This window comes from Aeromicrobium sp. CFBP 8757, from assembly GCF_014841755.1.
In the GTDB taxonomy this organism is placed as follows: domain Bacteria; phylum Actinomycetota; class Actinomycetes; order Propionibacteriales; family Nocardioidaceae; genus Aeromicrobium.
This window is the reverse complement of sequence record NZ_JACYUM010000002.1, coordinates 339,184-361,957: the sequence shown is the minus strand read 5'-3', so window position 1 is coordinate 361,957 and position 22,774 is coordinate 339,184. Positions and strand designations below refer to the sequence as shown.

The 22,774-nt window shown below is 72.3% G+C and carries 21 protein-coding genes; 14 read left to right on the top strand and 7 right to left on the bottom strand.

The genetic code is table 11. From position 1 onward, the window contains the following. Positions 1–19: 19 nt before the first annotated feature. From IFT73_RS08690 to IFT73_RS08645, 10 genes are all read left to right on the top strand, one after another. The gene (locus tag IFT73_RS08690) at positions 20–1,576 is read left to right on the top strand and encodes an AMP-binding protein (protein WP_192167285.1); all 1,557 of its coding nucleotides are present in this window, start codon (positions 20–22) and stop codon (positions 1,574–1,576) included. 160 nt (positions 1,577–1,736) lie between these two features. Next, positions 1,737–1,994 carry a phosphoribosylformylglycinamidine synthase subunit PurS gene (gene purS, locus IFT73_RS08685; RefSeq protein WP_056603225.1) on the top strand — a complete coding sequence of 86 codons (258 nt, stop codon included), beginning with the start codon at positions 1,737–1,739 and terminating at the stop codon, positions 1,992–1,994. Further along, the gene (gene purQ, locus IFT73_RS08680) at positions 1,991–2,662 is read left to right on the top strand and encodes a phosphoribosylformylglycinamidine synthase subunit PurQ (RefSeq protein ID WP_192167284.1); all 672 of its coding nucleotides are present in this window, start codon (positions 1,991–1,993) and stop codon (positions 2,660–2,662) included. The genes purS and purQ overlap by 4 nt, the downstream gene beginning before the upstream one ends. Before the next feature lie 85 nt (positions 2,663–2,747). After that, complete coding sequence (locus tag IFT73_RS08675; protein WP_192167283.1) at positions 2,748–2,966, top strand: SCO4848 family membrane protein; 219 nt, start codon at positions 2,748–2,750, stop codon at positions 2,964–2,966. Between the two features lie 14 nt (positions 2,967–2,980). Continuing rightward, on the top strand, positions 2,981–3,259 hold the full coding sequence (locus IFT73_RS08670) for a GNAT family N-acetyltransferase (protein WP_056603216.1): 279 nt from the start codon (positions 2,981–2,983) through the stop codon (positions 3,257–3,259). Between the two features lie 184 nt (positions 3,260–3,443). Continuing rightward, complete coding sequence (locus IFT73_RS08665; RefSeq protein WP_197983857.1) at positions 3,444–4,841, top strand: DEAD/DEAH box helicase; 1,398 nt, start codon at positions 3,444–3,446, stop codon at positions 4,839–4,841. A gap of 141 nt (positions 4,842–4,982) precedes the next feature. Further along, positions 4,983–6,200 (top strand): Nramp family divalent metal transporter, encoded by a 1,218-nt coding sequence (locus IFT73_RS08660; RefSeq protein ID WP_192167282.1) that lies wholly within the window; start codon positions 4,983–4,985, stop codon positions 6,198–6,200. A 28-nt stretch (positions 6,201–6,228) separates the two neighbouring features. After that, a complete protein-coding gene (locus IFT73_RS08655) occupies positions 6,229–7,569 on the top strand; it encodes a cation:proton antiporter (RefSeq protein ID WP_371811208.1) in 1,341 nt (446 codons plus the stop codon). A 36-nt stretch (positions 7,570–7,605) separates the two neighbouring features. Next, positions 7,606–8,697: an alpha/beta hydrolase gene (locus IFT73_RS08650; RefSeq protein ID WP_371811207.1), complete on the top strand. Its 1,092-nt coding sequence runs from the start codon at positions 7,606–7,608 to the stop codon at positions 8,695–8,697. 7 nt (positions 8,698–8,704) lie between these two features. Continuing rightward, a complete protein-coding gene (locus IFT73_RS08645; RefSeq protein WP_192167281.1) occupies positions 8,705–9,565 on the top strand; it encodes an Fpg/Nei family DNA glycosylase in 861 nt (286 codons plus the stop codon). A 1-nt stretch (position 9,566) separates the two neighbouring features. On the opposite strand, the gene IFT73_RS08640 is transcribed toward IFT73_RS08645, so the two are convergent. Beyond that, positions 9,567–10,394 (bottom strand): EamA family transporter, encoded by an 828-nt coding sequence (locus IFT73_RS08640; RefSeq protein WP_192167280.1) that lies wholly within the window; start codon positions 10,392–10,394, stop codon positions 9,567–9,569. A gap of 50 nt (positions 10,395–10,444) precedes the next feature. Here IFT73_RS08640 and IFT73_RS08635 point away from each other — a divergent pair, with 50 nt between their 5' ends. After that, the gene (locus IFT73_RS08635; RefSeq protein WP_192167279.1) at positions 10,445–11,080 is read left to right on the top strand and encodes a hypothetical protein; all 636 of its coding nucleotides are present in this window, start codon (positions 10,445–10,447) and stop codon (positions 11,078–11,080) included. Between the two features lie 27 nt (positions 11,081–11,107). On the opposite strand, the gene IFT73_RS08630 is transcribed toward IFT73_RS08635, so the two are convergent. Continuing rightward, the gene (locus IFT73_RS08630) at positions 11,108–13,474 is read right to left on the bottom strand and encodes a hypothetical protein (RefSeq protein WP_192167278.1); all 2,367 of its coding nucleotides are present in this window, start codon (positions 13,472–13,474) and stop codon (positions 11,108–11,110) included. Positions 13,475–13,592: 118 nt separating this feature from the next. Between IFT73_RS08630 and IFT73_RS08625 the strand changes: the two genes are divergently transcribed. The 3 genes from IFT73_RS08625 to IFT73_RS08615 are packed head-to-tail and all read left to right on the top strand — an operon-like array spanning position 13,593 to position 17,052. Next, positions 13,593–14,351 carry an ABC transporter gene (locus tag IFT73_RS08625; RefSeq protein WP_192167277.1) on the top strand — a complete coding sequence of 253 codons (759 nt, stop codon included), beginning with the start codon at positions 13,593–13,595 and terminating at the stop codon, positions 14,349–14,351. 51 nt (positions 14,352–14,402) lie between these two features. Then, positions 14,403–16,688, top strand: coding sequence for a phosphoribosylformylglycinamidine synthase subunit PurL (purL, locus tag IFT73_RS08620; protein ID WP_192167276.1), 2,286 nt, complete (start codon positions 14,403–14,405; stop codon positions 16,686–16,688). A 1-nt stretch (position 16,689) separates the two neighbouring features. Next, positions 16,690–17,052: a sterol carrier family protein gene (locus IFT73_RS08615; RefSeq protein ID WP_244633152.1), complete on the top strand. Its 363-nt coding sequence runs from the start codon at positions 16,690–16,692 to the stop codon at positions 17,050–17,052. Positions 17,053–17,088: 36 nt separating this feature from the next. On the opposite strand, the gene IFT73_RS08610 is transcribed toward IFT73_RS08615, so the two are convergent. The 5 genes from IFT73_RS08610 to IFT73_RS08590 all read right to left on the bottom strand — a co-directional run bounded on the left by IFT73_RS08610 (position 17,089) and on the right by IFT73_RS08590 (position 22,766). Then, entirely contained in the window at positions 17,089–17,814 is a 726-nt protein-coding gene (locus IFT73_RS08610) for a glycerophosphodiester phosphodiesterase (RefSeq protein ID WP_192167275.1), read from the bottom strand. Between the two features lie 37 nt (positions 17,815–17,851). After that, positions 17,852–19,171, bottom strand: coding sequence for a glycoside hydrolase domain-containing protein (locus IFT73_RS08605; RefSeq protein ID WP_192167274.1), 1,320 nt, complete (start codon positions 19,169–19,171; stop codon positions 17,852–17,854). A gap of 64 nt (positions 19,172–19,235) precedes the next feature. After that, a complete protein-coding gene (locus IFT73_RS08600; protein ID WP_192167273.1) occupies positions 19,236–20,534 on the bottom strand; it encodes a glycoside hydrolase domain-containing protein in 1,299 nt (432 codons plus the stop codon). A 143-nt stretch (positions 20,535–20,677) separates the two neighbouring features. Next, positions 20,678–22,243, bottom strand: a complete 1,566-nt coding sequence (locus IFT73_RS08595) for a long-chain-fatty-acid--CoA ligase (RefSeq protein WP_192167272.1) — start codon at positions 22,241–22,243, stop codon at positions 20,678–20,680. Between the two features lie 73 nt (positions 22,244–22,316). After that, on the bottom strand, positions 22,317–22,766 hold the full coding sequence (locus IFT73_RS08590; protein WP_192167271.1) for an SRPBCC family protein: 450 nt from the start codon (positions 22,764–22,766) through the stop codon (positions 22,317–22,319). Positions 22,767–22,774 lie beyond the last annotated feature (8 nt).

Below are 22,774 nucleotides of genomic sequence, written 5' to 3'. Positions count from 1 at the left end.
TCACACCTGAGGAGTCGAAGTGGCCAATCTTGCCGCCCTGCTGGAGAACTCGGTCGAGAAGTACGCCGACCGCACCGCGATCGTCTTCGGCGACACGCGCCTGACCTACGCGCAGGTCGACGCCGCCGCGAACCAGGTGGCCAACCTGCTGGTCGAGCGCGGCATCGAGCCGGGCGACAAGGTCGCCCTGTCGTGCCCGAACCTGCCGTACTTCACGATCGTCTACTACGGCATCCTCAAGGCCGGCGGCACCGTCGTGCCCCTCAACGTCCTGCTCCGTCCGCGCGAGGTGGCGTACCACCTGGCCGACTCCGACGCCAAGGCCTACTTCGCGTTCGAGGGCACCCCCGACCTGCCGATCGGCGAGAACGCGTGGGAGGGCTTCGAGGCCACCGACACGTGCACGGAGTTCTTCCTGATCCGCATGGACGCCAAGTGGCCCGAGCCGATCTCGCCGCCCGAGTACTACGCGCCGCTGGTCGCCCAGCAGCCCACGACGTTCGAGACCGTCGAGCGCGACGACGACGACACCGCCGTCATCCTCTACACGTCCGGCACCACGGGACAGCCCAAGGGCGCCGAGCTGCGCCACCGCAACATGCGCGACAACGCGCTGGCCGGCACCGACCTGTTCGGCGCCGACGAGAGCAACCCCGACACGTACCTGTGCGTGCTGCCGCTGTTCCACTCGTTCGGCCAGACCTGCATCCAGAACGGTGCCTTCGCGTTCGGCGGCACGATCGTGATGCTGCCGCGCTTCGAGGCCAAGGCCGCACTCGACCTCATGATCAGCAACGAGGTGACGTACTTCGCGGGAGTCCCGACGATGTACTGGGGCCTGCTGGGCGCCCTCGACGACTCGATCGACGTCTCGGCGATCGCGGCGAAGCTGAGGGTCGCGGCGGCCGGCGGCTCGGCGCTGCCCGGCGAGATCCACAAGAACTTCAAGGAGCGCTTCGGCGTCACGATCCTCGAGGGCTACGGACTGTCCGAGACGTCGCCGGTCGCCTCATTCTCGGTGTACGGCGAGGAGCCGCGGGTCGGCTCGATCGGCAAGCCGATCCCGGGTGTCGAGATGAAGCTCATCAACGACGACTGGTCGGACGTCGAGCCCGGTCCCGACGCGGTCGGCGAGATCGCGATCAAGGGGCACAACGTCATGAAGGGCTACTACGACCGCCCCGAGGCGACGGCCGAGGCGATCCGCGACGGCTGGTTCCGCTCGGGCGACCTGGCCAAGAAGGACGACGACGGCTTCTACTTCATCGTCGACCGCTCCAAGGACATGATCATCCGCGGCGGCTACAACGTGTACCCGCGCGAGATCGAGGAGGTCATGATGAGCCACCCGGCGGTCTCGCTCGTCGCGGTCATCGGCGTGCCGAACGAGCAGCACGGCGAGGAGATCAAGGCCGTCGTGGTCAAGAACAAGGACCACGACGACGTCACCGAGGCCGATCTCGTGGCCTGGGGCAAGGAGCAGTTCGCGGCCTACAAGTACCCGCGGGCCGTCCAGTTCCTCGACGAGCTGCCCATGACGTCCACCGGCAAGATCCTGAAGCGCGAGCTCTCGTAGGCCGAAGGCCACGAGAGCTGCTGAGGAGGGGGTTGCGGCCCCTCGACGAGTGGCGCGAACGACGCCGATCGGGGCGACAACCCCCTCGTCGAGGGGCGGTAACCCCCTCGTCAGCGTTCGGGGGTGATGGGGCGGCATCGGGGTCCAGTAGGATTCGGGCATGCCCCGCGTCATCGTCGATGTCATGCCCAAGCCGGAGATCCTCGACCCCCAGGGCAAGGCCGTCCACGGCGCCCTGCCGCGTCTGGGCTTCGACGCCGTCACCGACGTCCGTCAGGGCAAGCGGTTCGAGCTCCAGGTCGACGTCGCCGACGAGGCGACGCTCGCCGAGGTGCACCAGCTGGCCGAGACGCTGCTGTCGAACCCCGTCATCGAGGACTACGAGGTGCGCGTCGAGGGCGCTGAGGTCATCGCGTGAAGATCGGCGTCGTCACGTTTCCGGGGTCGCTCGACGACACCGACGCGCAGCGCGCCGTCCGCCTCGCCGGTGGTGAGCCCGTCGCGCTGTGGCACGGCGACCACGACCTCAAGGGCGTCGACGCCGTCATCCTGCCGGGCGGCTTCTCGTACGGCGACTACCTGCGCTGCGGCGCCATCGCCCGCTTCGCGCCCGTCATGACCGAGGTCGTCGCGGCCGCGAACGGCGGCATGCCCGTCCTGGGCATCTGCAACGGCTTCCAGATCCTGTGCGAGTCGCACCTGCTGCCGGGTGCGCTGATCCGCAACGACCACCGCACGTTCATCTGCCGCGACCAGGTCCTGCAGGTCGAGAACGCGTCGACCTCGTGGACGTCCGACTACTCGGTCGGCCAGCAGATCACCGTCCCGCTCAAGAACGGCGAGGGCGGCTTCGTCGCCGACGCGGCGACCCTCGATCGCATCGAGGGCGAGGGCCAGGTCGTCGTCCGCTACGTCGACGTCAACCCCAACGGCTCGCTGCGCGACATCGCGGGCATCACGAACGAGCGCGGCAACGTCGTCGGCCTGATGCCGCACCCCGAGCACGCCGTCGAGGACCTCACGGGCCCCGGCACCGACGGGCTCGGCTTCTTCACCTCGGCCGTCAAGGCCCTCACCTCCGTCTGACCCGCCCGGAGCGGTGCCTGAGCCACGCATCGGATTCCTGACGGGTGGCTCAGGGACCGACGCGGGCGTCCGTCAGAATGGCGGCATGGATCTTCCCGTCGCCGTCTCCGTCCTGCTGATCGTCGCCGGGGTGTGGAGCTTCGTCGTGTGGCCCCCGTTCCTGCGCCGCGTGCTGAAGGACCCCCGTGCCCGCGACGAGGCCGGCCGGGCCACGACGTTCCTGACGGTGCACGTCGTGCTGGTGGCGGTCTCGCTGACGCTGGGCCTGGCGACCGGCGTCGTGGGAATCGCCGCGCTGGTCTGAGCGTTGCACCAGGCATGACCAACACCGTCTCCCTGAACGCCGACCAGCAGCGCTACGAGATCTTCGTCGACGGCACGCTCGCCGGCATCACGCAGGCCGTCGAGGACGGCGAGATCGTCACGATGCCGCACACGAAGGTGTTCGACGAGTTCGAGGGCAAGGGTCTGGCGAGCGCTCTCGTGACGGGCGCGCTCGACGACATCCGGGCCCGCGGGCTCAAGATCGTCGCCGAGTGCCCGTACGTCGCGAACTTCGTCGTCAAGCACCCCGAGTACGCCGACCTGTTGGCCTGAGTCCCGGGTCACAGCGCGACGAATCGTCGCCGCGGTGGCCTCACTGCTAGTATGTGAACACGTGAACGCGCAATTCCTGCGCTGTTCCGGCCCGACGAAGTAGCGCGAATCCGCGTGAACGGTGTGCGGGCATCGCCCCCCAAAGACGTCTGAGAGTTTCTTGAACCAGCCTGCTGGCAGCCCTGTGCTGCCCACTTTCTCCACCCTGTCCCTTCCCCAGTCGATCGTCACGACGCTTGCGCGTCAGGAGATCGTCACCCCCAGCCCCGTGCAGATGGCCGTCATCCCCGACGCCCTCGCCGGCAAGAACGTGCTGGGCCGCGCCCGCACCGGCTCCGGCAAGACGCTGGCCTTCGGCCTGCCCGTGCTGGCGCGCCTCGCGGGTCGCACGAGCCGCTCCAAGGCCCCCCGTGGCCTGATCCTGCTGCCCACCCGCGAGCTGGCCACCCAGGTCCGCACCGCGATGGAGCCGCTCGCCCAGAAGATGGGCCTGCGCCTGACGACGATCTACGGCGGCGTGCCGATCAACAAGCAGATCAACACGCTGAAGAACGGCGTCGACATCGTCATCGCGACCCCGGGTCGCCTGACCGACCTGCTCGACCGTCGCTGCATGACGCTCGACGACATCGAGATCACGGTCCTCGACGAGGCCGACCACCTGTGCGACCTCGGCTTCTACAAGCCGATCGACGCGATCCTCACCAAGACGCCCGAGCGCAGCCAGCGCCTGCTGCTGTCGGCGACGCTCGACGGCGACGTCAACAAGCTCGTCAAGCGCCACCTGCCGCAGCACGTGCTGCACGAGGTCGACTCGGGCGAGAGCTCGGTCGAGACGATGGAGCACCACGTGCTCGTCAGCGCCGCGACCGAGAAGTCGAAGGCCGCGTTCGACCTGCTGCGCGCCAACCCCCGCAGCATCGTCTTCACGCGGACGCGTCGCGGTGCGATGCGTCTGGCCAAGCAGCTGACGCAGAACGGCATCGAGGCCGTCGACATGCACGGTGACCTCTCGCAGCGTCACCGTGAGCGCAACCTCGAGGCCTTCAGCAGCGGTCGCGCCAGCGTCATCGTCGCGACGGACGTCGCGGCGCGCGGCATCCACGTCGACGGCATCGGCCTGGTCGTGCACTACGACGCGCCCGCCGAGCACAAGGCGTACCAGCACCGGTCGGGCCGCACGGCCCGCGCCGGCGAGTCCGGAGCCGTCGTCACGATGACGACGCCCGAGGCGCTGCGCGACGTCATCCAGCTGCAGAACAAGGCCGGCGTGACCGCCCGCCACCACGACGCGCGCACCGCGCCGTCGCCCATGACGGTCGACGCGCTCTCGGGTGCCGGCACCGAGGCGCCCCACGCCTCGGCCGTGCGCCAGGGTGCTCGCGGCAGCGGCAGCGGCGGCGGTGGCGGCAACCGCGGCGGAGGTCGCCCGCAGGGCGGGTTCCGCGGCAACGGTGGCGGACGCCCGCAGGGTGGCGGCGGCAACCGTGGCGGTGGCGGCGGACGTCGTCGCAGCGGCGGCGGCAGCGGAAGCGGCAACGGCGGCAGCGGCGGATCGCGCACCGTCTACTCCTCCTCGTAGGCTCCGGCCCCTCGGGGCATCGTCAGCACGACGGCACCATTCCCGGTACGCCCGGGGGTGGTGCCGTTCGTCGTGGCGGACGCGACGCCGGGGGAGCGGACCCGACCCCTGGTGCGGCCCGGGGTGGTGGATGCTGTCTGCATGCTCGTACGGGACCGACTGCCGCGGATCGGCCTGCTCGGGCCGGCCTTCGTCGCGGCGGTGGCCTACGTCGACCCCGGCAATGTCGCGACCAACGTGACGGCCGGCTCGACGTTCGGCTACACCCTCGTGTGGGTCGTCGTGACGGCCAACGTCATGGCGGTGCTGGTGCAGTACCTGTCGGCCAAGCTCGGCCTCGTGACGGGACGCTCGCTCGCGACGCACGTCGGCGAGCGGCTGCCGCGGGGCCCGCGCATCGCCTTCTGGCTGCAGGCCGAGTCGATCGCGGTCGCGACGGACCTGGCCGAGGTCGTGGGCGGTGCGATCGCGCTGAACCTGCTGTTCGACCTGCCGCTGGTCGCCGGTGCGGTCGTCACGGCCGGTGTCGCGATGCTGATCCTGCGGATCGGGGACGTGCGGGGACCCGGTGCGCTCGAGCGCGTCATCATGGGCTTCCTGGCGCTGATCGCGGTCGGCTTCATGGCGGGGCTCTTCATCGACCCGCCGGCGGTGTCGCCGCTGGCCGAGGGCCTGATCCCGACGTTCGAGGGGTCCGAGAGCGTGCTGCTCGCCTCGGGCATCATCGGCGCCACGGTCATGCCGCACGTCATCTACCTGCACTCGAGCCTCACGACGTCGCGGCTCGGCTCCCGTGGCGAGGGGCGCAGCGTGCGCGAGCTGCTCTCGGCGACGCGCACCGACGTCGTCCTGGCGCTCGTGCTGGCGGGCGTCCTGAACCTGTCGCTGCTCGTCGTGGCGGCGACGAGCCTGGAGGGGCTGCCCGGGACCGACACACTCGAGGGCGTCCACGCGGTCGTCACGTCCGAGCTGGGCGCGGGGGTCGCCCTGCTGTTCGCCGTCGCGCTGCTGGGCTCGGGGCTGGCGTCGACGTCGGTCGGCAGCGCCGCGGGCGCCGAGGTCATGCAGGGGCTGCTCGGCGTCCGCCTGCCGGTGCTGCTGCGCCGGGTCGTGACGCTCGTCCCCGCGCTGGTGGTGCTGGGGCTCGGCGCCGAGCCCAGCCGGGCGCTCGTGGTGTCGCAGGTCGTGCTGTCGATCGGCATCCCGTTCGCGCTCGTGCCGCTCATGGTGCTGACGGCGCGGCGCGACGTCATGGGCGAGCACGTCAACGCCCGCGCCACGACCGCCGCGGCCTGCGTCGTCGCCGCCGTCGTGATCGCCCTGAACGTCTCGCTGATCTGGCTCACGATCTCGGGTTGAGAGTTCAACCACCGGGTAAGGAGTACTGGTGGACCACCTGATCGACGCCGACGCCGTCTACCTGCTCGCCGGGGTCGCCCTGCTCCTGGCCGTGATCCTGCCGACCGCCCTGCGGACCGTCGCGCTCTCCGCGCCCGTCGTGCTCCTGGGCCTCGGCGTCCTGATGGGCCTGCTGCCCCTGCCCGACGCGGTGCGCCTGACGCCCGGCGACGACCGCGCGCTGATCGAGCACCTGACCGAGTTCACCGTCATCATCTCGCTGATGGGCGTCGGGCTGGCCCTCGACCGTCCGTTGAACATCCGGGCCTGGGGCTCGTGGCGTCGCTGGGGGACGACGTGGCGGCTGCTGGCCGTCGCGATGCCGCTGTCGATCGCGGCGACGGCCTGGCTCGGTTGGTGGGTCATGGGCCTGGCCCCGGCCTCGGCGATCCTGCTGGGTGCCGCGCTGGCCCCGACCGACCCCGTCCTCGCCTCCGACGTCCAGGTGGCGGGGCCCACGACCGACGACTCCGCCGAGGACGGCCTCGACGAGGCCGAGATCGACGAGCGGGACGAGGTGCGGTTCGCGCTGACGTCCGAGGCGGGCATGAACGACGGTCTGGCGTTCCCGTTCGTCCACCTCGCGATCTTCGTCGTCGGTGCCGGATCGCTCGCCGACTGGGGCGTCGAGTGGGCGGCCTGGGACGTCGTGGGCAAGACCCTGGTCGGCGTGGTCATCGGCATGCTGACGGGGTGGGGGCTCGCGAAGGCCGCGTTCCGCTCGAAGCGTCCGTCGATCCGCACCGCCGAGACCGGCGAGCCGCTGCTCGCGATCGCCGCCGTGCTGCTGTCGTACGGCGTCGCGCAGGTCGCGCACGGGTACGGCTTCCTCGCGGTCTTCGCGTGCGCCATGACGTTGCGGTCGATGGAGCGCAGCGCCGACTACCACGCCCTGATGCACCAGGTCATCGAGCGCCTCGAGCGGCTGCTGACGCTGGTCGTCCTGCTGCTGCTCGGCGTCGCGCTCTCCAACGGGCTGCTCGACGCGCTGAGCTGGCGCGGCGCCGCGGTCGGCGTCGTCCTGCTGCTCGTGGTGCGGCCCGTCACGGCCTGGCTCGCCCTGCGCATCGGCTCGCGTCCGAAGCAGGGGGTCGACGGCGAGGGCCTCGGACCGCGCGAGCGCCTGGCGACCGCCTTCTTCGGCATCCGCGGCATCGGCTCGCTGTACTACCTGGCCTATGCGACGGGCCACGAGGAGTTCGAGGGCGCCGACACACTGTGGTCGACGGTCGCCTTCGTCATCGCGGTCTCGGTCGTGCTGCACGGTGTCACGGCGACCCCCGTGATGCGCTGGCTGGACGACCACCGCACCGCCGCGGCTCGCCACTGACGGACGCCGGGGCCGCCCTTCTGCCAGAATCACCGGGTGGCACTCCCGACGATCACGATCCCCGACCGGCTCGGGGCAGCCCGCACCAACCTGACCGACAAGCTGCGGCGCAAGCCCATCGCCGACCTGCGCGGCATGCCGCGCGACATCGTCGAGCACCGCGCGTCGTTCACGCTCTACCGCTACAGCGCGGTGCGCGGCATCGAGCCGCGTGGCCGCCCGGTGCTGCTCGTGCCGCCGCTGGCCGCGCCCGCGCTGGCGTTCGACCTGCGCCGCGGGTGCAGCCTCGTCGAGTACTTCGTGCACCAGGGACGCCCGGTCTACCTGGCCGACTACGGCCCGGTCAACTTCGCCCACCGCGGGCTCGGCATCGAGCACTGGGTCGACACCGTGGTGCCGGCCGCCGTCGACATCGTCGCCGCACACTCCGGCGCCGACGCGGTGCACCTGGCCGGGTGGAGCCTCGGCGGCATCTTCACGATGTTCACCGCGGCCGCCCACCCCGAGCTGCCGTTGGCGTCCGCGACCGCCGTCGCCAGCCCGTTCGACCTGCGGCGCGTGCCGCTGCTCGCCGTCGCGCGTCCGATCGACCGCGTGGCCGGCCCCCTGGTCGGCCCCGCGTACCGGGCCATGGGCGGCGTCCCGGCGCCGCTGACCCGCCTGGGCTTCCAGATCTCGAGCCTCGACAAGTACCTCACGAAGCCGCTCGCGATGGTGGTGCACGCCGACGACCGCGACTTCCTCGCGCAGCTCGAGGGCGTCGACCGCTTCATGGCGTCGATGTACGCCTACCCGGGCCGCACGTTCGGGCAGCTGTACCACGTCGTGATGCGCACCAACGAGTTCGCGACCGGCACGATGGAGCTCGCGGGACGCCCCGTCGAGCTGGCCAAGATCGACGTCCCCGTCCTGGTCGTGGCGGGCACCGGCGACACCCTCGCCCCGGAGGCGGCGGTGCACCACCTGCTCGACCTGGTCACGGGCTCGCCCGACGGACGGCTCGTCCGGGCACCCGGGGGACACCTCGGCGTGCTGACCGGCCGCGCGGCCCGCCGCACGACGTGGCCCGCGATGGAGGTCTTCTTCCGGCAGTACGACGACTCGACATCGACCGCCGACGCGAGATGATGGAGGCATGCCCGAGCTCCCCGAGGTCAACGCGCTGGTCGAGCTGCTCGACGAGCGGATGTCCGGCGCCGTCGTGGCGTCGGTCGAGCTCGCGTCGTTCGCCGTCCTGAAGACGTTCGACCCGCCCGCCTCGGCCCTGAGCGGCCTCGAGGTCTCCGGCGTGACCCGGCACGGCAAGTTCATCGACATCGACGTCAGCGGCATCCACGTCGTCGTGCACCTGGCCAAGGCGGGTTGGCTGCGCTGGTCCGACCAGCTGCCCGACACCCGCCTGAAGCTCGGCGCCAGCAACATCGCCGCCCGGGTCCGCCTCGACCGCGGCGACGGGCCGACGATCGGCTTCGACGTCACGGAGGCCGGCACGCGCAAGGGCCTGGCGATGTACATCGTCACCTCGCCGACCGACGTCGCCGGCATCGCGGCCCTCGGCCCTGACCCCCTCGCGGACGGTTTCGAGCTGCGCCCGCTGCTGGCCCGCCGGATGCAGGTCAAGCGCCTGCTGCGCGACCAGAAGATCATCGCGGGGGTCGGCAACGCCTACAGCGACGAGATCCTGCACGCTGCGAGGCTGTCGCCGTTCGCGATCGCCGAGAACCTCGACGACGACGAGGTCGGCCGCCTCGGGACCGCGCTGCAGGAGGTGCTCCGCGAGGCGGTCGAGGAGGCCCGTGGCAAGCCAGCCGACGAGCTCAAGGACGACAAGCGCACCCGCATGCGGGTGCACGGCCGCGCGGGCGAGACGTGCCCGGTCTGCGGCGACACGGTGCTCGAGGTGACGTACGCGCAGTCGGCCCTGCAGTACTGCCCGACGTGCCAGACCGGCGGCAAGCCGCTCAAGGACCGCACGACCAGCAAGTTCCTGAAATAAGTCAGCCCGCGGCTACGAGGGCTACTGCCAGGGCCGCCGCGAGCAGGCCGACGGCCTGCCAGCGCAGGATCTTCTCGCGCAGCACGACCGCGGCGAGCACGACGGTGCTGGCCGGGTAGAGCGACGAGATCACCGAGACGACCGACAGCAGGCCGTGGTGCGAGGCGTACAGGAACGCACCCTGCGCCACCGCGCCCAGCGGGCCCATCACGACGGCCGACCACGCCGCCCGGGTGCGGGGCACCCAGGCGTGCCGCAGCACCGTCGCCGTCACGACGACGCTGACGACCGAGGCCACCTGCGACAGCGCCAGCGGCATCAGCCCGGCGTCGTCGCCGACCTGACCGAGGCTCACGAACAGCAGCCCGAAGCCGAGCCCCGCCAGCACCCCGTCGAGGACGCCGCCGCGGTGCGCGGGGTCGTCGTCGACGACCCGCGAGATCAGGGCGATCGCCGGGAACGCCAGCACGATGCCGATCACGACGGTCGTCGAGGGGCGGTCGCCCGTCGCGACGCCCACCACGACGGGGATCAGGGCCGTCCCGATCGCGGAGATGGGCGCCACGACGCCCATCCGGGCGGTCGACAGCCCGCGGTACAGGAAGGCCACGCCGAAGCCCGCGCCCAGCCCGGCGAGCGCCCCGAACGCCAGGTCGTGCCCCGTCGGCGAGCCGCCCACGACGAGCGCGGCGACGAGGCTGACGACGCCCGACGACGTCTGGCCGACGACCGCGATCTGCCAGGCCGGCGCCCGCTTCGAGAAGATGCCGCCGAGGAAGTCGGAGACCCCGTACGCGAGGGCCGAGACGAGCGACAGGACGATGGCCACGCGCCGAGCGTACGGGCACCGGGGCGTGCGGACGTCGATAGGCTGGCTCCGTGAGATTCCGCAGATCGGGTGCGCTCGGCGCCCAGGCCAATGCCGCCGTCAACGACTTCGCGTCACGCGCCGACGGCCGCGCGACGGAGGTCGCCGCGCGCGCGACCCAGGTCATCGTGCTGGCGGTACGCGTGCTGCGCATCCCGACCGCGATCATGGGGGCGCTGTCGGTGCCGTTCATCGTCGCGACCCTGGTGCTGGGCCTGCTGGCCGGCGGTGGGGTCGGCATGGTCGTGCTCGTCGCGGGCGTCGTGCTGGCCGTCGTGAACGGGCTGTTCTGGGGACGCCGCCACCGCATCCTGAGGGCCGTCGACGACCCCGACCGTCTCGCGACCGAGCTGGCCGTCATGCTCTCGATGACCGGCAAGGTCGAGGAGGCCCGCGGCATGCTGACGCAGGTCGCCGGCGCCTCGGGCGGCTGGCGCGTCATGGGGCGTCTGCGCGGCATCTGGAGCGGCACCCAGATGACGGGGCGCTGGATCGACGAGATCGGTGACCTGCCCCGGGCCCGCTACTTCGGGCCGCCGAAGATCGGCACGACGATCACGATCTCGGTCGCGACGCTGTGGCTCGTGCCGGTCTCGATCGTCGTGGCCCTGTTCTCGCTGGTCGGCACGATCGCCGGCGCCTTCTGAGCCTCGCGGTCGTCGTCCGCCGCCGGGTCAGCCGCGGCGCGGGTCCGACAGGTCGGCGAGGGTCGCCAGGTGCGCGCGGGTCGCGTCGTCCAGGTCGGTCGCACGGCGCGCCATGTCGAGCACGAACTGGGCGATGCCGGACGCTATGAGCCGCGCGTGCCCCGCCTCGAGCTCGATCGCCAGCTCGACGATGGCCGGGATGTCGTAGGCCTGCACGCCGCGGGCGAACCGCTGCCAGGCCGCGGGGGTGCCGGTGGGGTCGACCAGGTCGTCGACGGCGTCGAGCAGACGGTCCAGCTGAGGGGGCCCGCCGACCAGGACCCCGGCGGCGGCCGCCTCGATGCGGGCGTTCAGCAGCCCCCGCGCGACCGCCTCGTCGATGACGTCGTCGAGGATCTCGAGAGCCTCCTCGGGCTCGGCGAGGGCGTCGCGCGTCGCCGCCATCGTGGTGCGACGCGCGAGGTCGGTCTCGGGCATGCGCGACGGGTGCCGCGCCGCGGACTCGAGGGCGGCGACGGCCTCGTCGGGCCGGTCGAGGTGCACGAGGCAGTCGGCCGCCATGGCCTCGACCCACCCCCGCAGCTCGTGGGGATCGTGCGGTCCGAGGTCGTTGAGGAACCGGTGCGCGTCGGCGAGCGCGTCGTGGACCGCGCCCCGCTGGCGGTTGACGAACGCCTGCATCGACAGCGCCAGGCGCCCGCCGCCCGTCCCGTAGGGCCCGGACGCGTACGCGTCGACGGCCTGCTGGGCGCCGTCGAGGTCGAGTGCCGACACCCGGGCCGAGATCAGCACCTCGCCCGCCGGGTCGAGGTGGAACGCGTGCAGCGTCGCCTCCTCGGCGCGCAGGGTCTCGCGGGCGAACTCGGCGGCCTCGACGGCCTGGGTGGGCCGCGCCGAGCCGCGCAGCGCGGCCGACAGCGCCATGAACGTCAGGGCCCGGTTGCCGGGCGACAGCTGGCCCGAGAACGTCAGGGCGCGCAGGCGGGTGGCGACCCGGTCACCGCTGCCGGAGAACGTCTGGTGCGACAGCTCGGCCAGCACCCGGACGGCCTCGCGCCGCCGCCGGGCGGTCGGGTCGTCGACCATGACGGCGCGGCGCACGAGGCGCTCGCGCTCGTCGTCGTCGTCGACCAGGTGGACGGCGTGCAGGTAGACGTAGAGGCCGTCCTCGTCGAGGGCCGCGGGATCGATGCCGTCGAACATCTCGCCGACGTCACGGCGCCGGCCGAGCTGCACCTGGGCGTAGACCCGCTCGACCTGGGCGACGACGGCACCCTGGTCGTTGGCGGCGGGGTCGGAGTGCACCAGCGCCCGGCGGAACCGCGCCTGCAGGTTGGCCTCGCGCGTCGCCCGGGCGGCGAGGTCGACGGGCAGCAGGCGCCCGGACGCCGTCCACCAGTCGGCGACCTTGGGCGCGACGCCTGGGCGTGCGGTGCTGCGCACGAGCGCCGCGGCGTACCGGTCGTGCAGCGCGCGCTGGCGCTCCTGGGTCAGGGTGCGCCGCACCGAGGTCGCCTCGACCGCGAACACGAAGCCGACCGCGCCGTCGTGCACCGCGAGGATGCCACGTCGGACGGCCAGCTCGAGCGCGCACTCGTCGAAGACGTCGCGGCACTCGTCGACGTCGAGCAGGCCCACCAGCGACGTGACGTCGAGCAGGTCGACGAGGGTCGGGTCGGCCGAGGCCCGATCCGCGGCGGCGTCGACCGACGCGTCGGTCGGCATCAGGATCCCGTCGCGCACGTCGATCAGCCCCGCGTCGACCGACGTGTCGACGACGTGCCGGACGAGCTCGTACGAGCCACCCGCGCGGTCGAGGACGAACGCGACGACCGCGGGGTCGGGCAGCACGCCGAACCGCGACTCGAGGCGCGCGGCGACGTCCGCCGCGTCGAGCGGTGCGATCTCGACCAGGTCGCCGGCCGATCGCAGGCGGTCGGCGACGGCCGACGACGTCGCGCCGACGGTCGCCACGAGGCGCAGGTCGCCGGCCGCGGCGAGCCGCACCAGCACGTCGACGCTCTCGGCGTCGGACAGCTCGGCGTCGGACAGCACGATGCAGGGCGGGCCGGCGTGACCCGCGAGCTGCTCGCGGATGCGGGTCTCGACGGTGTCGAGGTCTGCGCCCCGCGGCAGCTCGTCGCGCCACAGCTGCTCGAGGACGAACAGGGCACGGTGCGCATCGCCCTGGCGGGAGACGTGACGGTGCAGCGACGGACGGTCGACGAGCCCCGCGACCTCGGCGGCCAGCAGGTCGCGCGTCCCGCCGTCGGTGCCCGCGACCACCAGGACGCCACGGTCGTCCAGCCGGGCACGGGTCGCGGCGACGAACGCCTGCGGGAACGCGGGCGGCCACGGACGGTGCGCGACCTCGGTCTCGGCGTCCTCCGGCACGGCTCGGCTCTCCTTCGGTAGCCCCCTGGCTGGCTCAACGATAGTCGGAACGGTGCGTCGGGCGGTAGGTGACGCGCAGACACTGACACCGCCGATGTCAAGGTCCTACGATGCCGTCATGGATCTCCGCGGACTCGTCCTGCTCCCCGTGCGCGTCTCGGTCGCGGCGACGCGCGCCACCCTGGGGCTGGGGCAGCTGGCCTCGCCCACGGGTCCGATCCTGCGCGAGGGGGGCTACGGGGCGCGCCTGGGCCAGCTGCTGAGCGAGGGCGGTCTGCTCGACCAGGTCGGACGCATCCTCGCCGACGAGCGCGGACCCATCGGGCTGGCCAACACCCTGGCGGACCTGACGGCCGACGACCGGCCCATCGGCAGGGCGCTGGCCCGTGACGGCCTGCTCGACCGGATGGCCGACGAGGACGGGCCGTTCGTGCGGCTGCTCGAGGCCGGCGGGCCGCTCGACCGGGCGCTGTCGGAGGACGGCCCGCTGTACCGCTTCCTCGCGCCCGGGGGAGCGCTCGACACCCTCCTCGCCGAGGAGGGCGCGCTGGATCGCGTGCTCGCCGACGGGGGAGTGCTCGACCAGCTGCTGGCCGACGGAGGGGTGCTCGAGCGCGTCCTGGCCGACGGCGGCCTGGTCGAGCAGCTGCTGGCCGACGGCGGGATGCTCGAGCGGCTCCTCGCCCCCGGCGGCACCCTCGACCGGCTCGTGGCGCTCGGCGCGACGTTCGACCGCCTGGCGCCCCGGCTCGAGGAGCTGGGAGCCGCGATCCCCGGCCTGAACGCGGCGGTCGGCGACCTGAGCGGGGCGGTCGAGCCGCTCAGCTCGCTCGCGGGACGCCTGCCGGGCGCACGTCGTCCGTCGCTCCCGCGGTGACGGCGCGCAGCGCGGCGAGGGTGGGGCGGGACGACCGATAGGATCGGGGGCGTGACTGACGCCTCCAGCCCCGTCCGGCCGAGCCTCGACACGGTGGCCCACGCCACCGACACCCCCGACCAGGCGCAGCCCTGGGCCGAGCTGGGTCTCAAGCCCGACGAGTACGACACGATCCGCGAGATCCTCGGTCGGCGCCCCACCGGCGCCGAGCTGGCGATGTACTCCGTCATGTGGAGCGAGCACTGCTCCTACAAGTCGTCCAAGGTGCACCTCAAGAAGTTCGGCGACCTGCCGCAGGAGACGCCGCTCGGCCGCACCCTCGCGGGCATCGGCGAGAACGCCGGCGTGATCGACATCGGCCAGGGCTACGCCGTGACGTTCAAGGTCGAGTCGCACAACCACCCGTCGTACGTCGAGCCCTACCAGGGCGCCGCGACGGGCGTCGGCGGCATCGTCCGCGACATCCTCGCGATGGGCGCCCGTCCCGTCGCCGTCATGGACCCGCTGCGCTTCGGCCCGCTCGACGCGCCCGACACCGCGCGCGTCCTGCCCGGCATCGTCGCCGGCGTCGGTGGCTACGGCAACTGCCTCGGCCTGCCCAACATCGGCGGCGAGGTCGTGTTCGACGAGACCTACGTCGGCAACCCGCTCGTCAACGCGCTGTGCGTCGGCGTGCTGCGCCACGAGGACCTGCACCTGGCGTTCGCGTCGGGCGTCGGCAACAAGGTCGTCCTGTACGGCGCCCGCACGGGTGGCGACGGCATCGGCGGCGTGTCGGTGCTGGCGTCCGAGACGTTCGAGTCGACCGGCCCCTCCAAGCGTCCCGCCGTGCAGGTCGGCGACCCGTTCATGGAGAAGCTCCTGATCGAGTGCACGCTCGAGCTGTTCCGCGCGCAGGTCGTCAACGGCATCCAGGACCTCGGCGGCGCGGGGCTCTCGTGCGCCACGAGCGAGCTGGCGTCGGCCGGGAGTGGCGGCATGCACGTCGAGCTCGACACCGTGCCGCTGCGCGACTCGACGCTGTCGCCCGAGGAGATCCTCATGAGCGAGTCGCAGGAGCGCATGATGGCGGTCGTCGAGCCGCACCACCTCGACGCGTTCATGGCGATCTGCGAGAAGTGGGACGTCGAGGCCGTCGTGGTCGGCGAGGTCACCGACGGCGATCACCTCGTCATCGACTGGCACGGCGAGACCGTCGTCGACGTCCCCCCGCGCTCGGTCGCGCACGACGGTCCGACGTACGACCGTCCCTACGCCCGTCCCACGTGGCAGGACGCGCTCCAGGCCGACGCGGCCGAGCAGCTGCCGCGACCGACCACCGGCGACGAGCTCGAGGACCAGCTCGTCCGGGTCGTCAGCTCGCCCAACATGGCCGACAAGTCGTGGGTCACCGACCAGTACGACCGCTACGTGCAGGGCAACACGGTGCTGGCCCAGCCCGAGGACGCCGGCGTCGTGCGCATCGACGCCGAGACCCACCTCGGCGTGGCGGTCTCGACCGACTGCAACGGCAGGTTCGCCAAGCTCGACCCCTACGCGGGAGCCCAGCTCGCGCTCGCGGAGTCGTACCGCAACGTCGCCGTCACGGGGGCCCTGCCGCTGGCGGTCACCGACTGCCTCAACTTCGGCTCGCCCGAGAACCCCGACGTCATGTGGCAGTTCGAGCAGGCGACCCACGGCCTGAAGGACGCCTGCGCGGTTCTCGGCATCCCCGTCACGGGCGGCAACGTGTCGTTCTACAACCAGACCGGCGAGACGCCGATCCTGCCGACGCCCGTCGTCGGCGTCCTCGGCGTCATCGACGACGTCCGCCAGCGCATCACGCAGGGGTTCACGGGCGAGGGCAGCCACGTGCTGGTGCTCGGCGAGACCCGCGACGAGCTGTCGGGCTCCACGTGGGCCGACGTCGTGCACGGGCACCTCGGCGGGCAGCCGCCCGTCGTCGACCTGGCCGCCGAGCGGGCCCTGGCCGACCTGATGGTCGAGGCCGCGCGGGCCGGTGTCGTCGAGTCGGCGCACGACCTGTCCGACGGTGGCCTGGCGATGGCGCTGGCCGAGGCCGCGTTCCGCCACGGGGTCGGCGTGACGGTCGACCTCGACGACCCGTTCGTCGAGCTGTTCAGCGAGTCGTCCGCCCGCGCGATGGTCGTCGTCGCCGAGGACCGGCACGACGCGTTCGTCGACCTCGCCGAGAAGCACGGTGTCGAGCTGGCGTCGGTCGGCCGCACCGGGGGCGACGCGATCGAGGTCGTCGACCGGTTCAGCGTCCCCGTCGCCGAGCTGCGGGCCGCGTGGCAGGCGACGCTGCCGGCGGTGCTCGGCGCGCACCTCGTCTGACATGGCCGGCACGATGGCGCGCTACGCCGCCCTGACCCACGAGGAGTTCGCGCAGATCTGCGAGCGGCTCGACGCCGGGGAGCCGTCGCGGGCCGACCTGAAGGCCGCGACGAAGCACCTGGCCGCCCTGCTGGTGGCCAAGGCCCCGGGATCGAGCGTCGAGGTGCGCATCCCGCCGTTCGCCGCCGTGCAGGTCGTCGAGGGGTCCCGGCACACGCGGGGCACGCCGCCGGCGGTCGTCGAGATGGACCCCCCGACCTGGATCGCCCTGGGGCGTGGACGTCTGGCATGGGCCGACGCGACCGTGCGGGCGTCCGGCGAGCGCTCCGACCTCTCGCCGCTCCTGCCGCTCGACGAGGTCTGAGGGACCACCCACGTCACCCCGACGTGGGGGATGGGGTCAGCGGCGGGCGGCGATGGCCCGGGCGGGGTGGTTGGTGGTCACCATCCACGTCACGGGGTCGTTCATCCAGCGCTCGAGCTCGTCGGCGCGGTCGACGGTCCAGACCAGCAGCGGCAGGCCGCGGCGCCTCGCGTACGCCCGCAGGCTCCACCGGGCGAGGCTCCGGTGCGCGACGACGACGTTGGCGCGGCTCCGGCGGATGCGGGTGCGCGGGAAGGCCGACTCGACCCTCGCGAGCAGACGCGGCCACCGTCCGCGGGCGGAGCGCGGGCTCGACGAGAGCCCCACCAGCAGCCCGGGTGCGTGGTCGGTCGCCCAGTCGACGAGCCGGCGCACCGAGGCGTCCTCGGCGGTCGTGACGACGACCGAGCCGGCGCCGAGCGCGTCGACGATGCGGTGGACGAGCTCGGCCTCTCGCCCGCGCACCTTGAGGTCGACGTGCGCCTTGACGCGACCGCGGATCAGGTCGAGCACCTCGTCGAGCGTCACGAGCACGACACCGGTCATCTCGTCGAGACGGTGCCCCGCGATCGACCACCGGGCACCGTCGTCGCCGGTCAGGGCGGCGTCGTGGAAGACGACCGCCGTGCCGTCGGCCGTGAACCGCACGTCGAACTCGACGTAGTCGCACCCCAGGGCGATCGCCGCCTCGAACGCCTCGAGGGTGTTCTCCGCGCTGTGGACGTCGCCCGCACCACCGCGGTGCGCCGAGACGAGGACCATCGTGACGTGGGTGGGGGAGGGGGAAGCCGTGGCCGGTCTAGACGAGCTGGCCGCGCTGCAGCTCGGCCCAGACCGACGCCTCGGCCGTGACGTACCCCGGCAGGCCGCGGGCCTTCCGGTAGGCCTTGACCGCCGCGACGGTGCGCGAGTCGTAGACGCCCGAGATGGTCAGGCGCGCGCCGGCGGCGACGAGCGAGCGCTGCAGGCGGTAGACCGACGGTCCGACCGAGCCCTGCTTCAGCACGCGCGGGCTGCGGCCGGCCGACAGCAGCGCCGTCCAGGTCGTGCGCGACGCGTTGCCGGTCGCGGTCCAGCCCTTCGACGTCTGGAAGGCCTCGACCGCCCGGGCCGTGCCGATGCCGTAACGGGTGTCGGCCGAGCGCAGGAAGCCCTGCTTCTTCAGCAGGCACTCGAGGGCCTTGACCTGCGTGCCCTTCGAGCCGACCTTGAGCGTGGAGTAGCGCGTGAACGACTGCGTGACACCGCAGGGCTTCGACTGCTTGCCGGCCCGCGAGCCCTTGCCGACGTCGAGGAAGTTCCTGTCGATCACGATCGACGTGCCGCCGTACGTCGCCCGGACGTCGAGCTGGTACTGGTGCAGGCGCTGGCGCTTCCAGCCCGAGTCGGCCAGGTACGGCCCGCCGTCGGTGTTGGCCCGGCCGTTGCCCCACGCGACCCACAGCTGGTCGGGCTCGGTGAAGCCACGACGCTTCGACCGCCGGGCCTCGTCGATCGCCGAGATCGCGGCCGAGCCGCTCCCGTAGACGCCGGACTTGTACCCCTTGGCGTGCAGGTACTCGGTCCAGGCGTCGACGAACTCGAGCACGACCCGGTCGCACGAGGCGGTGCGGGTGTAGTACTCGATGTCGAGGTACGAGGTGCTGTGCTTGCCGAACCCGTACCGCTTGAGGGCCGCGACGGTCTCCTTGGCCTCGCTGCGCGCCTGCTTGCGGGCCGTCGCCGCGCTGCGCGACATCAGCTGCTTCTGGACCGCGCTCTTCGGGTTGTTGGCGAAGCACGGCGCCTGACGGCCGACGTGGATCGGCAGGAAGCGCCAGCCGTTGCGGGCGTTCTGCGCGACCCACTGCGGCGACAGGTTGGGCTGCTTGTCGTCGCCGCAGTAGCGCGACGAGCCGGAGACGTAGATGCCGACGGCCGTGAACGGCGAGGTCAGGTTCCAGGTGTCCATCGTGGCCTGGTCGGGGGCGACGCACGTGTCGAAGCCGTGCCCCGTGAAGCCGCCGGGGGCCGGCGGAGTCGCCGCACCGGCGGGCGCGGCCACCACGAGGGACGCCGTGACGGCGGCCGCCAGACCGAGGATCGCGTGCCGGATCAGGGCGGGAGTCGTCAGACGCATGGGCTCGAGGCTACGTCGTGCCAGCCTGTCTGTCACCCTGCGCCCGTCAGGACGGCACGTGCCGTCAGGCGGTCCTGCCGCTGCGCAGCTGCGACCAGACCTTCGACTCGGTCGTCGTGTAGCCGGGCAGCCTGCGGGCCTTGCGGTAGGCCTGCACCGCGCGGACCGTCCTGGCGTCGTAGACCCCCGTGAGCCCGGGCTTGAGGCCCGCGGCGGTCAGCGACCGCTGCAGGCGCCAGACGGGCTCGCCGACCGATCCCTGCTTGAGCACGCGGGGGCGTGAACCGGCCGCGAGGAGCGCCGTCCAGGTCGCGCGCGTCGCGACGCCGGTCCTGGACCAGCCCTGCTTCGCGCGGAACCGGTTGACGGCCTTGACGGTGGCCGCGCCGTACGTCGTGTCGACCGTCGAGATGAGCTTCTGCTTCTTCAGCAGGCACTCCAGGGCGGCGACCTCGGCGCGGTTGGCCCCGGCCCGGAGGGTCGGATAGGCCTTCAGCGTGACGTTGACCCCGCACGGGTCGACCCGGCGGGACGGCACCGAGCCCCGTCCGACGTCGAGGAAGTTCTTGTCGATGTTGAGCGTCCTGCCGCCGTACGTGACGTCGACGCCGTTGTGGTACTGGTGGATGCGCTGGTGGTTCGTCCAGCCGCTGTCGGACAGGTACGGGCCGCCCTTGGTGTCGGCCTTCTTGTTGACCCAGGCGTTCCACAGGTGGTCGGGCAGCGTCAGGCCCGGACGACCTGCGAGCCGCGCCTCGTCGATCACCTTGATGCCGGCCGAGCCGCTCGAGTACAGCCCCGACTGGTAGCCCTGGGCGTGCAGCTGCTCGGTCCAGGCGTCGGCGAACTCGAGCAGGACGTTGTCGCAGGCGGCCGTGCGGGCGTACCACTCGATGTCGAGGTACGAGACGCTGCCGGGGCCGAAGCCGTACTTGATCAGGGCGGCGACGGTCTCGTTGGCCTCGGCGACGGCCTGCGACCGGGCCGTCGCGACGTTCGTCGACATCTTCTTCTTCTGCACGCGGCTCTTCGGGTTGTTCTTGAAGCACGGCACCTGGCGGCCGACGTGGATCGGGATGAACTTCCAGCCGTTCGCGGCGTTGCGGGTGACCCACGACGCCGTCAGGTTCTTCTGGTACCGGTCACCGCAGTAGCGGGAGTTGCCGGAGACGTAGATGCCGACGGCGCTGAACGGCGAGGTCAGGTTCCACGTGTCCATGACCGACTGGCTGGGCGCGATGCACGTGTCGAAGCCGTGGCCCGTGAAGTCGCCGGGCGCCTCCGGCCCGTCGGCCCGGGCGGGGGACGCGAGGAACAGGGAGGCGACGAGGCCGGTGACGAGACCGGTGACGGCGAGACGCATGGGACCGAGGGTATGTCGTGGGACGGCCCGGTGTCCGCGGAACGCGTGTGACGTGTGGGACTCGTGGGGCTCGAGAGGTTAGGCTGGTGCCAGCGCGGCCCCGGTCCCCTCCCCTGGATGACCGGGGCCGCGTCATGTCCGGGTCAGACCTGGCGGCTGCCGTCGCCCCAGTAGGGCTTGCGCAGGTCGCGCTTCAGGATCTTGCCCGACGGGTTGCGGGGCAGCGCGTCGACGACGTCGATCGACGACGGGGCCTTGTAGCCCGCCAGCCGTTCCCGCGCGAACGCGATGAGCTCGTCGGGGGTCGCGGCCTGGCCGGGGCGGAAGGCCACGACCGCCTTGACCGTCTCGCCCCACCGGTCGTCGGGGACGCCGATGATCGCGATCTCGGCGACGGCCGGGTGCTCGGCCAGCACCCGCTCGACCTCGGGGGAGTACACGTTCTCGCCCCCCGTGATGATCATGTCCTTGAGGCGGTCCTCGATGAACAGGAAGCCGCCGTCGTCGACGCGGCCGAGGTCGCCCGTGCGCACCCAGCCGTCGTCCGTGATCAGTGCCGCGGTGTCGTCGGGGCGCCCGATGTAGCCGATCGTGGCCTGCGGGGTGCGGAACCAGATCTCGCCCGACGCGCCGGCGGGGACGTCGCGGAGTGTCGCGGGGTCGACGATGCGCATCTCGGCGTGCGCGACGGGGCGCCCCGCCGACACCAGGCGCTCGGGGTGGTCGGTGTCGCGGTGGGCGTCGTCCTCGAGGATCGTGATGACGCCGCCGAACTCCGTCATGCCGTACACCTGCTGGAACGAGGTGTCGGGCCAGGCCACCATCGCGGCGCGCAGCACCGGCAGGGGCATCGGGGCGGCGCCGTAGCCGACGGCCTTGAGGCGGCCGAACAGCGCCATCGCGTCGGGCCCGGCCGCGACGAGCGCCGCGACGACCGCGGGGACGAGGAACGCGTGCGTGCAGCCGGCCATGATCCCGCCGGCCATCAGCGTCGCGTCGACCTCGCTGATGATGTACCCGGGGACGCCGTTGACGGGCCCGAGCAGCGCGTACGACGTGCCACCGACGTGGAACATCGGCATCGCGACGAGCATCATGTCGCCGTCGGCGTACGTCGTGCTGCCACCGCCGTTGAGGCTGTGCTCGACCATCGCGGCCTGGGTCAGCTGCACGCCCTTGGGGCGCCCGGTGGTGCCCGAGCTGTACATCACGACGCAGACGTCGTCGGGCGTCACGTCGTCCTGGCGGTCGATCGGCGCCGCGGCCGCCAGCCACGCCTCGAGCTCGTCGGCGTCGCCCCCGACCACGACGATCTTCTCGACGTGCTCGAGCCGGTCGCGCACCGACGCCAGCTGCTCGACGAGCTGGTGGCCGACGAACAGCACCTTGGCGCGGCAGTCGTTGATGACGTAGTCGAGCTCGTCGCCGGCGAGCCGCCAGTTGACGACCGTCGTCGCGGCGCCGACGAGGCATCCGCCGAGCAGCACCTGCAGCACCGCGGGGTTGTTCCTGTCGAGCACCGCGACGCGGTCGCCCCGGGCGACGCCCTCCGCCTGCAGCGCACCGCCGGCGCGACGGACCGACTCGTCGGCCTGCGACCACGTCCAGGTGCGGTCGCCGAACACCCAGCACGTGCCGCCGGGTCGCTCGGCGGCACGGGCCGCGAGGAAGTCGGGCAGGTACGTGGCGTCGGGGATCGCGGTGGTCATGCGGCACTCCTCGGGTGTGGCGTGGGTCACGTCACCCTAGCCGCACCGACCGCGGCCCCGGGAGCCGTCGACGTCAGCGCTCGACGGCCCCGGCGATCCGCTCGAGGGTCTTGCGCATGCCGTTCTTGGTCGCGGCCGGCATCTTCGAGCGCTTGAGGAAGAACTTCTGCTTGTCCTGCGAGACGTCCCACGACTCCTTGACGAGCGTGCCGCCCTCGACGGGCACGAGCTCGTAGCGCCAGATGCGTCCGCCCACGAGGCCCTTGAGGCCCGTGGTCTTCCAGGCGATGCGCCGGTCCTGCTCGAACTCGACGACGGTGTTGGACGTCCGGTAGCCGACGCCCATGTGCATCGCCATGCCGAACGTCGTGCCGAGGGTCAGTGGACGCGACTCCGCGCGCGTGCCGCGCACGGTCCCGGAGCCGTCGAAGCTCTGGTGCCTGCCGGCGTCGGACAGGAGGGCGAAGATCTGCTCGGGCGGTGCGGAGATCGTGCGCTCCACGGTCATGATGTCTGAGTCCATGCCGCCAC

Excerpts from the sequence above, each read along its gene's own strand:
- IFT73_RS08605 (WP_192167274.1), bottom strand. The coding sequence starts at position 19,171 with ATGCGTCTGACGACTCCCGCCCTGATCCGGCACGCGATCCTCGGTCTG.
- IFT73_RS08590 (WP_192167271.1), bottom strand. The coding sequence starts at position 22,766 with ATGGACTCAGACATCATGACCGTGGAGCGCACGATCTCCGCACCGCCC.
- purS (WP_056603225.1), top strand. The coding sequence starts at position 1,737 with ATGCCCCGCGTCATCGTCGATGTCATGCCCAAGCCGGAGATCCTCGAC.
- IFT73_RS08645 (WP_192167281.1), top strand. The coding sequence starts at position 8,705 with ATGCCCGAGCTCCCCGAGGTCAACGCGCTGGTCGAGCTGCTCGACGAG.
- IFT73_RS08595 (WP_192167272.1), bottom strand. The coding sequence starts at position 22,243 with ATGACCACCGCGATCCCCGACGCCACGTACCTGCCCGACTTCCTCGCG.
- IFT73_RS08610 (WP_192167275.1), bottom strand. The coding sequence starts at position 17,814 with ATGGTCCTCGTCTCGGCGCACCGCGGTGGTGCGGGCGACGTCCACAGC.
- IFT73_RS08675 (WP_192167283.1), top strand. The coding sequence starts at position 2,748 with ATGGATCTTCCCGTCGCCGTCTCCGTCCTGCTGATCGTCGCCGGGGTG.
- IFT73_RS08615 (WP_244633152.1), top strand. The coding sequence starts at position 16,690 with ATGGCCGGCACGATGGCGCGCTACGCCGCCCTGACCCACGAGGAGTTC.
- IFT73_RS08625 (WP_192167277.1), top strand. The coding sequence starts at position 13,593 with ATGGATCTCCGCGGACTCGTCCTGCTCCCCGTGCGCGTCTCGGTCGCG.
- IFT73_RS08670 (WP_056603216.1), top strand. The coding sequence starts at position 2,981 with ATGACCAACACCGTCTCCCTGAACGCCGACCAGCAGCGCTACGAGATC.
- IFT73_RS08660 (WP_192167282.1), top strand. The coding sequence starts at position 4,983 with ATGCTCGTACGGGACCGACTGCCGCGGATCGGCCTGCTCGGGCCGGCC.
- IFT73_RS08600 (WP_192167273.1), bottom strand. The coding sequence starts at position 20,534 with ATGCGTCTCGCCGTCACCGGTCTCGTCACCGGCCTCGTCGCCTCCCTG.